At 53.6% G+C, this 14006-nt stretch carries 8 protein-coding genes; 2 read left to right on the top strand and 6 right to left on the bottom strand.

The genetic code is table 11. The features are described from left to right. Positions 1-284: 284 nt before the first annotated feature. The gene (locus PGL02S_RS07405) at positions 285-1862 is read left to right on the top strand and encodes an amidase (RefSeq protein WP_036640160.1); all 1578 of its coding nucleotides are present in this window, start codon (positions 285-287) and stop codon (positions 1860-1862) included. A 326-nt stretch (positions 1863-2188) separates the two neighbouring features. Further along, positions 2189-4489 (top strand): helix-turn-helix domain-containing protein, encoded by a 2301-nt coding sequence (locus PGL02S_RS07400; protein WP_036640164.1) that lies wholly within the window; start codon positions 2189-2191, stop codon positions 4487-4489. A 238-nt stretch (positions 4490-4727) separates the two neighbouring features. Here PGL02S_RS07400 and PGL02S_RS07395 read toward each other — a convergent pair whose 3' ends face one another. From PGL02S_RS07395 to PGL02S_RS07370, 6 genes are all read right to left on the bottom strand, one after another. Continuing rightward, positions 4728-5774 carry a glycoside hydrolase family 18 protein gene (locus PGL02S_RS07395; RefSeq protein WP_036640166.1) on the bottom strand — a complete coding sequence of 349 codons (1047 nt, stop codon included), beginning with the start codon at positions 5772-5774 and terminating at the stop codon, positions 4728-4730. Between the two features lie 5 nt (positions 5775-5779). Then, positions 5780-8416 (bottom strand): transglutaminase domain-containing protein, encoded by a 2637-nt coding sequence (locus PGL02S_RS07390; protein ID WP_036640167.1) that lies wholly within the window; start codon positions 8414-8416, stop codon positions 5780-5782. Between the two features lie 7 nt (positions 8417-8423). Continuing rightward, positions 8424-9446, bottom strand: a complete 1023-nt coding sequence (locus PGL02S_RS07385) for a carbohydrate-binding family 9-like protein (protein WP_036640169.1) — start codon at positions 9444-9446, stop codon at positions 8424-8426. Positions 9447-9508: 62 nt separating this feature from the next. Continuing rightward, the gene (locus PGL02S_RS07380) at positions 9509-10795 is read right to left on the bottom strand and encodes an alpha-L-fucosidase (RefSeq protein ID WP_036640171.1); all 1287 of its coding nucleotides are present in this window, start codon (positions 10793-10795) and stop codon (positions 9509-9511) included. Positions 10796-10859: 64 nt separating this feature from the next. Beyond that, entirely contained in the window at positions 10860-12248 is a 1389-nt protein-coding gene (locus tag PGL02S_RS07375) for an alpha-L-fucosidase (RefSeq protein WP_036640174.1), read from the bottom strand. Between the two features lie 131 nt (positions 12249-12379). Then, the gene (locus PGL02S_RS07370) at positions 12380-13987 is read right to left on the bottom strand and encodes an extracellular solute-binding protein (RefSeq protein ID WP_006207074.1); all 1608 of its coding nucleotides are present in this window, start codon (positions 13985-13987) and stop codon (positions 12380-12382) included. Between the last annotated feature and the right edge of the window lie 19 nt (positions 13988-14006).

Raw genomic sequence — 14006 nt, 5'->3', positions numbered from 1 at the left:
CTTTTTTATGAACCAAATGTAAGATTATCTTACATAATTTATACTGAATTTGCTCTAAAATGATTGACACCTTCAAGAAATTGCATTAGCTTTACTTAGTAATAAAGGAATTATCTACTTTATTGTCATTATTATGTTAGATACAGGAGGTGAAAACGAGTGGCGAGAGTCTGGATCATTAACATATGTTATGAATAATAACATATGCGATATGTTCCATTTTTCCGAGTCACCTACGATCGAACGGGAGATGCGAAAAAAACTACGAATGGGGGAAGCCATTGATGTTAAGAAAACAAACCAAGCTGTTCAAACGCGCGATGACCATGACACTTCTGCTTGGATTGGTGATGAACAACATTACCGCGGCGGCGGCCGAGCGGTTTACCTATGAGGAAATTACATTGAAGGAACTAGAGCAGGGTTACGCCGCAGGAGCGTTCAAGACCGAAGAGATCGTGAAGGCATACCTTGACCGCATCAACATCTATGAATCCAATTACAATGCGTTTACCATGATGAATGTCAATGCGCTCCAGGAAGCTCGCGAGATTGACCGCCGCCGGACGGCTGGCGAGAAGCTCGGCCCCCTTGCCGGTGTTCCGATTGTCATTAAGGAAGCCGTTGACGTCGCCGGCTTTCCGTCCACCTTCGGCTGGGCTCCGCTCAGCAAAGAGCTCGGAGGGATCGAGCTGATTCCGGAGAAGGATGCCCCTGTCGTTGCCCGGCTGAAAGCAGCCGGTGCGATTATATTGGGCAAGACCAATATCCCGGCATTCAGCTCCGACGGCACGCGCGCCAGCTCCAGCTGGGCTGGCGACACCTATAATGCCGTAGACCGGAAGCTGGTGCCGGGCGCCAGCAGTTCCGGCACAGCCATGTCCATCTCGGGCAATTTTGCCGTGCTCGGCATTGCGGAGGAAACCGGCGGATCGATCCAGAATCCGGCGGCGGCCCAAGCGCTGGTTGGCATCAAGCCAACCTTCGGATTGGTGCCAAATGCCGGAGTTGTTCCTCTCGCCGGAAGCACCAGGGACGTTGTCGGTCCGCATGCCCGAACGGTCCATGATGCAGCCGTGATGCTGGACGTCATTGCCGGCTACACGGCCGAAGATGCCAAGACCGTGGCCTCGATCGGCAACATCCCCCGCAAAGGCTACACATCCAAGCTCAACTCGCTCGCGCTCAAGAACAAGCGCATCGGTCTCTATGGACCGGGATGGCTCGGCGAGGAACTGACAGCGGAAACGCAGCAGCTGTATGACCGTGCCGTGAAGGAGCTGGAGAGCCAGGGGGCCATCGTGGTTACCGATCCATTTGCCGATACGGAATTTGCCGAATTCGCCAAATCGGCCGGCTCCATTGGCATTGAATCGATCGTGTATGACATGGAACAGTATCTAAAGCGTTTAGGGCCAAATGCAGCAATTAAATCAGTTCACGAACTGATCAAGAAGACCGGCGAGACCCCTTCGGCACTCGCTAAATACGAGGAAGCCCTGAAAAATCCAGATGCCATTCCCGATTTATCCAAATTCACAGAGGCCAGAACAAAGTATCTTCATATTTTTAACGGTGTAATGGATCAACATCGCTTGGACGCACTCGTATTTCCTCAAATGTACAAAGAAACGCCGCTTCTTCACAGCGAAGACAAAATCGCGGATACCACCGTTCCCGAGATTAACATTGCGGGGGTTCCTCTGGTTACAGTACCTGCAGGATATTATAAGAGCGGCTCCCCGTTTGCCATCGCTTTTGTCGGCAAAATGTGGAGCGAGGCCGATCTGCTCGGATTGGCCTACGACTATGAACAGGCAACGAAGCACCGCGTTGCACCAACGCTTCTCGCAAAACCTTAATCGCTGTCTATATCAAGCTTATACAGACCAACCGGAGCCATGGACGGCTCCGGTTTTTTTGGCAATGATATGTCTGACAGATGTCCTCGGATTCCACCCCTAGCTGCTTCTGTAAGGTACATCCGAATGCTCATGTGCATCCGTACCTGGTCTGAGACTTTTGGCATGATTCCTCTGAAATTTAGCATTGATCCATTGATTTATTAGAGAAGTTCTCCTAGTATTTTTAGTAGGAACATCTAGCGGCTTGGCACTATGGCAATAGCTTCGCTGTCTTTATGAGAGCGCTATCGCTGCTGCTGTTTAAAATACGGGGGGTTGCAGATATGAAATGGAATCACTTCAAGTCCAAGCTTCTGCTTAAATACACGCTGTCCTATATCTCCATTTTCCTTATACCTCTTGTTATATTAACCATCATTATTTATCATAATGCCGTCAATACCCTCCGATCAGAGATCGAACAAACCAATGTCAATCAGCTGACCCAGGCAAAAACCGTCATTGATGACCGCATGAAAGAATTGCAGGACATCGCCTTTCGCATTGCCTATGACGAGCAGTTAACGCGGTATTGGACCCACCATCCCTACTACAGCCGGGAATCGATTGGAGCCCTGGTCAAATACAAAGCCAACAGTTCCATTATCGATGAACTATTCCTGTTCTTCCGCGGAGATGATAGCATCTACTCCTCTCAGGGCTTCGAGAACCTGGATGTATTCACAGGCCGCTACAAATTCAATACCTGGAACGAAGCGGACATGGTCCGCGATCTGAATAACGTGCAATTCCCCACCATGCGCCCGGCGGAGCAGGTCGTGCAAGGCACCAAAATCCAGAATTCCATGCTGGCCTACCTTGTACCGATTGCACCTAACAACACGCCCGCCCACGGAACCGTCATGTACTTGATTCACGAATCCAACCTCACCGGATTGATTGATTCCATTCTCAGCGACTACCATGGGATGACTTATATCTTCGATAATTACGGGCAGGTGCTGGCCGCCAATTACAAAGGGGAAACCATTACCGAAGAGGAAGTCAATGCGTTGTTTGCGCTTGAGCCCGGCACGCACAGCCTCTCACTAAATCAAGAACCGCATTCGGTGGTATCCGTCAAATCTGAAGCTGGCTGGACTTATGTAACCGCGATGCCGAGCAACCAGTTTTTCAGCCGGATCGTCCATATTCGCACCTTTATTATTCTGGTGTTCTCCTTCGTGGTGGTGATGGGCACCATTCTGGCCATTATGCTGGCCCGGCGACAATACCATCCGATATCAGACCTGATGGAGTTCATCCGACTGAAGAACAACCCGGAACCATCCACATCCAGCAACGAGCTGGAATGGATCAAGAAAACGCTGCACGATTACAGCCAGCGCGTGGATCTTCAGGAGCCCTACGCTCGCAATCATATACTGCTCATGCTGCTGAAGCATGGTCATACCGGAGAATTCCCCTCAGAGTTTACGGAGAAGCTCGGCATCCGCTTCAGCAGGTCCCATTATTTTGTGGTGACCATGGGCTGGGAAACGCATGCCTTCCCCATCGGGGATAACCCTGAGCGGAGACCTGTCATGCAGCTGATGAACGATGTGGAACTGCCGGAGTTTTCCGCCTATGCCTATGGTGTGGAGCTGCCACAGCCAGATCAACTGGCCCTTATTGTCGGGTTTGATGCCGAAACCGGGCATGAAGCCAGTCTGAATGCCCGTATGGAGCCCATCGTCGAAGCACTGCAATCGATGGCGGCAGAGCATACCGGCGCTGCACCCGCAATCGGGATAGGCAACCGCTACAGTTATCCCGAGCAGCTGAATCAGTCCTACATCGAGGCGTCGACCGCTCTGGAGTCGTCCATGCTGCACGGACAGGGCAGCAGCACCTTCTTCAACGCCCTTTCCGGTTCCGGCACACAGGATTCCTCCTTCTGGGTTCCCAAGGATGTACTGCTGAAGCTGGTTCAGAGCTTGAAACAGGGCAGTTACGATGTGGCGGTTCAGATGGTATCCACCGCGCTGAATAACCTGAAAGCGGAAATGCCGTCCGTACCGCTGCTCCGCTGCATCTGCTTCGATATTCTGAATACGATGCTAAAAACGGCCTCGGAGCTTGGCATCCATCATGTGGTTCATCAGCTTCCAAGGGTTACCTCCTACGACTCGCTGGAGGATCTGGAGAAGAAACTGGCAGGCCTGGCCGCCGAAATCTGCGCCCATGTCGAGGCGAAGAGCGAGACGGAAGAAAGCTCGTTGATGGACGAAATCGTTGCTTATATCGATGCCAATTTCACGGATTACGACCTCAGCCTGGGCACGATCTCATCCAAATTCACCATCTCTTCATCGTATTTCAGCCGCTCCTTTAAAGAGAAAATCGGCATGAATTTCACTCAATACATCTGGCAGAAACGGATGGATGAGGTCATCCGGCTGCTGCTGCATACCACCGACCCGTTAAAGGATATCATCACGCGTGTCGGTTACCTGGATACACCGAACTTCATCCGTAAATTCAAGAAAGAGACGGGTTATACGCCCGGACAATACCGCAAGATGCACAGTCCCAACGGCTCGGCCGATTCCTCGGATGATGACGAAGAGGAGTGTATCGGGTGATGGGTAACGGGTTCGGCCGACCGCGATGGAGAGTGCATCTGATAACAGCTTCGAACGACAGCAACGAAGAGCGCATCGGGTAACGGCTTCGAACGACGGCGACGAAGATCCCATCGGGTAAGCGATTCGCCCAATAAATCAAAAACCTCCTCTTAGCCGTACAGTTAAGGGGAGGTTTTCGTATATTTTAACGGTCACTTTTCGAGCCAGCCAAACTACGTCGTACGCCAAGCTCCTTCTATTTTGCAGCAGGGATGCCTTGAAGTCCTTGATGCACTGCACCCAGCAGGCGGCGAGTCGGGTCGCAGCCGTATTCCCAGAACATGATCCCGGCCAGGCCTTGATCCTTCACATAATCGCATTTGCACCGGATCGATTCTTCATCATCATAAGAAATCAGGCTGGACCCGTTAAACAGGTACGGCGCACAGGCTTCCTCGTCCCAATATCGAACGTAGCCGTTCTTGTTGATGTAATTCGCGTCCAGCTCGGCAAAGGCCGGACCGTAGCCGCCTGTGCTGCCAGCCATTTGGTGAAGTCCGCGGTTTCGATCCGGAACCTCAGCCCAGATCCGCGAGTAGAATGCCGCACCGATCACCATCTTCTCCTTCGGGACGCCCGCGCGAGCGAACAGGTTCACAGACGCATCTGTACTGATTCGGAACAGATCGCCGGTCGACGTGTACAGATTCGTATGATGACCGGTCAGAACCTGAAAACCGCCGCGCATATCATAGGTCATCAACTGGACAAAGTCGAGGTAGCGCTGCACCTCGTCCATCTCTGTACCGTCCAGGTAGTATTGGTCTGCACCTGCCGCAATTGTAAGCAGATAATGGCGGCTATCCCCGGATCCCTTGGCATCCAGTGCCTCCCGAATCGCCTTGAGAAGCAAGGTGAAATTCCGTTTGTCATCCGGACTCGAGGCGATGCCGGCTTCACCGTAACAAGGATACTCCCAGTCCAGATCGATCCCATCAAAAGGGTATTCTTCCAGCACCCGGACGGCCGATGCGGCCATGCTGTTCCTCCCTGCCTCGGTGGATGCGGCTTCGGAGAAACCGCCGGCGCTCCAGCCTCCAACGGACAGCAGCACCGTAAGATGCGGGTGATCCCGCTTAATGTTCCGAACAACCTCGCCGTTCTTCAAATGCTCGGTCGTGATCTCACCATGCTTGACGTGGCCGAAGGCGACGTTCAGGTGGGTTAACTTCAACAGATCCTCATGCGCCATGTCGGGAAGAACAGCATCGACGGCATAACCTGCAGCAATATAGTTCGTCATACTCTTCACTCCGATCCATTCGAAAATTGAGATATCGCCGCTGCAATCTGCAGAGCTTCCTTCCCGGTACCGATCTTGTACCCGGAAGCCGTATAACGGATTTGATCCCGGCTATCCAGCACGAACAGATGAGGATAGCCAGCTTCGTGAGCCGCGGGCTTCGGAATGAAACCGGACAAGGAGGCATAACTGGAATCCCGCACAAAAACCGTGCGTACCGGCAGCCTCGGATAACCCGCAGGGTCGAAGGAAACGTTCCATTCCGCATCTCCGATCACCAGCACGATCGGCATTCCCAGCTGATCGAACGATTCAGCCAGCTCGCTCAGCTCGCGAATCAGATGTTTGGTCGGCTCCCGCTCCGGTTCAATCCAGGCAGCAATGGAACCCGCCGATTCCAGAAGATCCTCCAGTACGACCTCTGATCCATCCAGACGGGTCAGTACACTGCCTGTTGCCAGTTTGCCCAGCACGGGGATATCGACCACCGTCTCCCGATAAGTCAGCACAACCTCCGTGGTCTCCCCGGCACGCACGGTAAAGTAAAGGAAGCGCACGCTTACGGTTCCATCCTTCAGACGGATGCCTGTAGTCAAGCGATAGGCTCCCGGTTCAACCTCGTATGGCTCATCGTAGACATCGGTGCTGCCATACGGATAAACCAGCGTTTTATATACGCCATCTTCCAGGCGGGCCAACGAGAAGTTCTCGGCATAGGATGCGGCCGGCGCATCCTGTGAAGCCTCGGGATCTCTGAGGAGCTGCAGCATTCCCCAACCGGAGCTCTCCTGATTGCGAGGCGAGCCGAGACTGAACACGGCATCTTCCCAGCCTCCGTCGACCAAGTACTGCGGCTTCTGCTCGCTCGGATGCAATCGGGCCGGAATGCCCAAGCTGCGGCATACAGCCACAAACAGAATATCAAGCGACTGCAGATCCCCCTTCATCAGACTGTAGGTCCCTGCCGGATTTCCTTTGCCCTTCAAGTTGGGAAGATCCTCATAATGCGTATAGCCCTGTTCCAGAAGGCGGGCAAGCTTCGAAGGCTCCTCCCTGAATGCCGCCGCCTCGCCCGCTGAATAGGCATTCTGAAACAAGCTTCGGTAAGGAACCACCATTTCATAGGAAACCCGCGGGCACAGGATGTACTTCACGAACGTATCCTCTGCCCATTGTCCGCGCTGCGAGAGTGCGCCAATCAGATGATCATCCAGCGTCTGCCGACAGGTATCGATCAAATCCTTCTCGTTCAGCGACTCCAGCAGCCGCAGCGGCCACTCGCCGTATTCACTGGAGCAGCGCCCCTCCAGAAAAGCTGCGACTTCGCGGCTGTTGCCCCGTGCCTTCCGCAGAATATCCCACACCCGCTCCGGAGGCAGTTCAGCCTTATGAGCCAGTGCGAACGCCTCTTCCTCACTCGGGAATGTACGCTCATATTCGCTCCGGGTCTTAGCCCCTTCCTCAAGACGGCGGTTGTGATCCCGGATCTTCTCCTCCGATAACGCAATCGCCGCTTCCCCCTCTCCTTCCGGGGGAGGGACCATATCGAAATCCACAATCCCTGCCGGCTGCTCTGATGAGTCCAGCACAAGCTCAACACACTCGCCGTCCTGAGCCTTGAAGAGGGTTTCATTCCACAGGCCGCCGTAGACCGCACGAATCAAGAGATCGCCATAACCTGTCTTGAAAGCAGCCTCCCCTTGCTCATCGGTCTTGATTTCGGCAATGGGATAAAATTCCGCCATATTGTACAGCTCAAAGCGGACACTTGCTCCGGCAACAGGTTCTCCCTGCACATCCCTCACCTGTATACGGATCGTTCGAGCCGGTGCATAGTTCTCCAGCAAATTAATCTCCGTATATCCCTTCTCGGAGAGCGTGACATCCTCCGGTCCCGGATAATCGGCAAAAATCCTCGTATTGATCAGCATCGCTCTGCGGGCCGGCGGACTAAACCAGCCTTGATTCAGGCGGGCTTCCGGCTCGCATGCCCCGATATAATACCACTGGCCGTCCGCCCAAGCTTCTACCCAGGCATGGTTGCTGTCGCAGTGAGCCCAGCGCGGCGTGTAGACCTGACGCGCAGGTATGCCAATGCTTCGAAGAGCGGCCACCGCCAGTGTGGACTCCTCGCCGCAGCGCCCGCGCGCATTGCGGATCAAAGTCAGCGGCGATATCGTACGCAGATCGCTGCCGATGTAAGTTGCCTTCTCGTGGCACCAGTAATTGGTTTCGAGAATGGCGTCTGCCATGGATAACTTGGCTGTCCGTTCTGCCAATTCGTTGTAGAGAATACCGCGGTAATCCTCAATATTCTCCGTATTGACCCGGTAGGGAAGCACAAAATGCAGGAACAAGTGATCCGGCACGCGGTCTCCCCAAGGGACGCGCTTGCGGGTGTCCAGCGTTCTGCGCACATGGCTGAGGAACAACTCTCCGTCATAGTCGGCCAAATCGTTCACCGGCATGTAGGCAAACAAATATTTTAAGGCCCAAGTCTCTTCTTCCGTTAATTCCTGCCCAAAAACATGGAACAGCTTATCTTTGCGGCCTTCCGCAAACACGACCTTCTCCCGGAATTTTTGCTCGATCCGCTCGAGCATCTGCGAATCCATTGAGAACACCAAAGTTTGGCTGGTCATCCTCCGTTCACTCCCTCCATAACTTTCCGTCTTCCCGTACACAGATTAGGGCTGTTCCATCAGAGGAAGGCGCACTAATCTGGAACAGGCTGCGAGTCGTTTCAATGACAGGCTCGATGCTCCATGAATCCTCACCCATGAGCAGCTTCACATCCTGTGTAAATTCACCCTGGGCTTCATAATAATTACGTTCCCGGTAGTAGAGCCTGCGAAGCTCCCACTTGATCCGTTCGTCATCCGGAAGCGTAAACGACCGGGGCCCCTCGCCGTCCGCGAATACGACATATCCCCACAGCTCCGGATAATGCATATTGATAATGCCCATAGGCGACCAGACCCAGTTGTCCTCCGGATAAGGCTTCCCCGTCTCCAGGTTTAGCACCTTGCGGTACTCACCGTCCTGCACCTCAGCCTGCCATTCCACCCGCGAGAAGTTGACGCGCCAGAACTCTCCCGGAGCAGGCGGGCGCCCGCCTTCGGCACACTCCTTAAGACTGGTCCAGGGAATCGCCACTTCCAGACTCCATTTCCGGTTATCGGCGTCAGGACGGTTCAGCTCCCCGTCGATAGACACCGCCGTCTTGAGACCGCTGATATCCCAGCCGTTGACCGGAGGCCCGCCGTCCCGATACGGCTTCACCAGCAGCAGGTCCCACACCGTGTTCAGCGCATTGATCTCGAATTCATAATATTGGTGGGTGTCCCCGTCCGGATCGATGAAAATCTCAAAGTCATTATCGTAGAAAATAACGGAATCGCGCTCCGTCAAGGTAGCCCATATCTGATCTTCGATCAGCTCGGCAGCAAAGTAGAAATAGTTGTCATCCCACAGCATTTTTACCCGTGTCTGCTTCCCAGGCAAAGGACGAAGATCCCCTTCGATATCAACGAAGTCCTCAGTCCAATCGGCCGCAGCCCAGAATGCCTTATCCACGCGGCCGTCCAGCACCAGCGGCTGCCCCGCACGCTGGCATATATAATGCTTGGGAGCATACTCAATCCTCGGCTCTGGCACTCCACTTTGGTTCATGTCGCTCTCTCCGCTTCGTAAGGGAGACCCTGCACCCCTCGGCGCTTGGCCCTCCCCGTAGATTAGTTATGAGTCACAACGGCTCCTGAGCCGCCGTACATCTCCAGCTCCTCCTCCAATTCCAGCTTCAGCACCGTCACCTGCTCATGCGTGTCTTCCGGGGTCATCCTGATCCAGGTCGTTCCCGGAATGTTGAACCAGGGCACGCCCCCGTGAATCTCATGAGCAAGCTCTTTCCCTGAATGCAGCACGGTAATCTTCCTGATCTTGTTGCAGAGCCCCTTGATGCACACACTCTCTTTCGGATTGTCATACACAAACAGGTACAATGTCTTTCTGTCCTCGGATACGGTGCTGCCTCCCAGATAATAGCGGGACATGATGCCTTCTCCCGTTCCGAACACGGCCTCTTCATGGGTCCGAATCCATGCTCCCAGCCCAAGCAGAATATCCTCCTGCCTCTTATCGATGGTGCCGTCTTCGCGCGGACCGATATCCAGCAGCATATTGCCGCCCATCGAAATGCAGTCACAGAACATCCGAATGATCTGGTGTAACGATTTATATTTATGATCCGTTGGCACATAGCCCCAGGATGTGTTGATCGTGGTGCAGAATTCCCATGGCCCCTCCGGTCTCGTGATCGGTATGCCCTGCTCCGGCGTCTTATAATCGCCATAGCCTTGAAGACGGGAGTTGATGATAATGTCCGGGTTAAAGGATTGCAGGTAATGCTTGAACTTCGGCAGATTCCACTGCTCGGCGCTCCGTTCCCAGTCGCCGTCGAACCACAGCAGATCCACCTTTCCGTAATTCGTCAGAATCTCCCGCAGCTGGTTGTTGTTGAACTCCAGAAATTTCTGCCACTTCTCCTGATCCTGAACGCCGTCCACGGGACTTGAATGCGGGTTGACGCCGCTGAGATCCTCCGGCACCCTGCCTCCTTCGAACACACTCGGATAATCCGGATGCGACCAATCGATCAGGGAGAAATACATACCCAGGTGAATCCCCTTCTCCCTGATCGCTTCCGCATACTCCCGCACGATGTCCCGATTGGCCGGAGTCCGCTTCACCACATGGAGGTCACTGTACTGCGTATCCCACAGTGCAACACCGTCATGGTGCTTCGTTGTCAGCACGGCATATCGGGCACCGGATTTCTCAATCAAGTCCGCCCACTTCTCCGCATTGAATCTCGATGCCGTAAAGCCGTCCAGCTGCTTCATGTATTCTTCGTACGAAATCCGTCCATTGTAGAAGGACCACGATTCCGAAACCCCGTCCACGGCATAGATGCCGTAGTGAATGAATATCCCCAGCTTGGCGTCCTGGAACCATTTCTGCATATCTGTTCACACCTCTCCGAAGTCCTTGTATGTGAAAAATTCGTAATGCTGCTGTTCCCGCTCCTTAACGAAACCGCAATACATGCGCGATCGGCGCCAGACCCTGTCGCTCCTGTTCCGGAAGACGGACGGCAATGCCATTCTCCGTGCGGCGGTAATCCAATGCCTCCTGACCCCCTACCAGATCAATGCGGCCAAACGGCGACTGCAACGGAATATGCAGTTCCTCGGGAACCGACTCCTGCTCGCTGCGATACAGGTAGATGGCATAGGTGGTATCGCCTTTTTGGGTAAACTGAACGGCACCGGAGGAGTACGGCTCGCAAATACGCGTTCCGTAAATCGCCTCCCCATAGACCTTTAGCCAGGCTCCCATACCCTTCATGCGTGAAATCGCCGTTTCGGACAGTCTTCCATCCGGCTGCGGGCCCACATTGAGCGCCAGATTACCGCCCTTGGCCACAATCTCGACTAGCAGATGGATGAGCTGACGCACCGATTTATAACGATCCTCATAGCGGAAGGAGAAGGAGGTTCCCATCGTGATGCAGCTCTCCCATGGGACATGAAGAGCGCGTTCAGGCAGCGTCTGCTCCGGCGTAATCAGATTCTCGTACGGTCCGCCAACCGTACGGTCTGCCGAGAGGAGCCAAGGCTGAATTTTGCGCGCCTTTTCCACTGCCTCGCCTAATCGGATATTTTGATCCCGGTAGTCGTTCACCCAGCCTGCATCCAGCCACAGCACATCAATGCGGCCGTAACGGGTCATCAGCTCCATAATCTGCTCGTGCGTAAACTGGACAAACTGCTCCCACAGCCACGGGTATTCCTGCGGGTTATAGCTGGGGCCCCTGGACGTGAAGCTGCCTGCCTCCATCCCCGGCGCCCAGTAGTATGGCGTATGCCAGTCGGCCTTGGAGAAATATGCAGAGATGCCAAGTCCCTTCGCACGGAAGGCGTTGAACAGCTCCTTGGTGATATCGGCGTGTTTATGCGTATGGAACGGACAATCCGGACCCGTGACACGATAGTCGGTCGTATGCGTATCCCACATGCAGAATCCATCATGGTGCTTGGTGGTAAAGTTCAAATATTTGAAGCCGTTATCCGCGGCAAGATCAGCCCACAGCTCAGGCTGAAAGCGAAGCGGATTGAAGGTCTTGTTCAGGTCAAAATACTGCCGCTTGAGCTCCTCCGCATCGATATCCCAGTCGATGCCGTCACGCGACCAATCCGCATCCTTGTCGCTCAGCGCCCAAGATTCAACGAGACCCAGCTGGGAATACGGTCCCCAGTGCATCATCAGCCCAAGCTTCTGGTCCTTGAACCACTCCAGGCGTTCCAGAAGCAGCGGATCCTCCGGCTTCACCCACTTATCCTCACTGCTGAAATTGTGTACGCCCTGCTCTACTACCGCTTGCTCTTCTTCCTCTACCAGCTTATTCTCCGACATGGTGTACCTCCGATATCTGATTTGTGATTATGGCCTTAACAAGATGATGAGGGCTTGCCCGTTAAAAACAACAGCCAACCCCCGGCCTGGAGGGACCGGGATGAGTTGGCTTTTATGTTGGATCTATTTTCTTATTTTCCGGTGTTCCAGCGGTCGTATGCCCCTTGATACAGCTCGACGATACGGTCACTGCCCATCTTCTTGATCTGCGTTATATATTTATCCCAGTTCTCCATCGGTTCCTGACCGGTCACGAATTTCGCTTCCATCTGCTTGACATACGTATCCAGGTCAGACAATAGAGCGGTTGCTTCGCTTTGCTCTTCATTTGTCAAATAAACGTTAGGGAATGGAGCCTTTCCGATTGGCACCAGCTTCTCTTGGTTCTGCTGGTCAATCCACTCATCAAATTCGGTGCGAAGACCCTTCGCGACATCCGGATCGTTAATGCCCGGAGTCAAAATGCCGTAGTTCGGTGTGATTTTGCCGCGGTATTCCTCACGGTCTCCACCGCCAGGGACAGGAAGCCACTCTTTCACCCGGTTTTCCTTGTCTTTGAATTTCCACAGCACGCCTTCAGGACCTTGATTGAACAGGGTCGCACCTTCATAGCTGTACAGATAATCGATCCAGCGCATCGTCGCCTCCGGGGACGGGTTGCTGCTGGTAATCGCAAAGGTGCCGCGGGCCGACATACCCGGGTGCTTGCCGTATACAGGAGAGTCTGCGATCTCACTCTTCACAGGTGTCATCAGCGGGTGATCCGTGCTAGGCTCGCCGCCGAGCGTAAAGTACGGATGGTAGTCATTGAAGAGCGCAAGCTTGTTGCTTTCGCCTTTTGCTTTTTTCTGATCGCCGGTTTGCGAGAAGGTCTCATGATCCAGCAGGTCTTCCTTCCACAAGCGGTTCATGAACGTCAGATAGCCTTTGTAGCCTTCTTCCTGGTAAGGATAGTGCACTTTTCCGTCTTTATCGGCATAGATTCCTTCGTTGTACATTCCCCAGAAGCCGAAGAAAAACATTCGAAGATCATCGAGTTTTACGGAAGTAAGCGGAATTTCATCCGGTTGACCGTTGCCGTTAGGATCCTCTTCCTTCACACGCTTCAGATACGTATACAATTCCTCCGTAGTCTTAGGCTCTTCCACATTAAGCGCCTTCAGGAACTCGCCGTTATACCACATCGGACCTCTGTACCACACGGCGGCCGTATCGATGAACGGCAGCGCATACATATGTCCGTCAGGCGTCGTAAAGGATTTGCGGACATCCGGATGCTCGTCGAGAATCTTTTTGATATTCGGGGCATATCCTTCGTCAATGTATTTCTCCAGCGGGATCAGAATGCCCTGGCTGCCGTAAGTCACCTGCTCAGCCGGCTTGAGATCCGCAGCGTAGAACATATCTGGCAAATCGCCGCTTGCGAACACCAGATTCTTCTTCGTTTCAAAACTGTCGATTGGCGATAACTGATATTCCAGCTTGATACCCGACAATTTCTCCATCTCTTGAAGGACCGGCATCGTGTTCCAGTCGGCTACGCCCGCATCCTGGGACATAACCTTTAACGTCAGCGGTTTGTCAACGATCGGGAATCCCTCTTTTTTGACCCCTTCGGTACTGGCCGTACCGGAAGTCGAGGAACCTCCCTCTTCTTTGGGTGAACCACAGGCTGCAAGCAATGCTGCTGATAAGGTGAGGCAGAGTACAATCGATGAAGCCTTGCGAAGCTTTTTCATGACAACAACTCCCCTTTTT

Source organism: Paenibacillus glucanolyticus NBRC 15330, assembly GCF_004000885.1.
GTDB classification, from domain to species: domain Bacteria; phylum Bacillota; class Bacilli; order Paenibacillales; family Paenibacillaceae; genus Paenibacillus_AQ; species Paenibacillus_AQ glucanolyticus.
The sequence above is the reverse complement of the archived record's forward strand: the minus strand, read 5'-3'. Positions and strand labels throughout refer to the sequence as shown.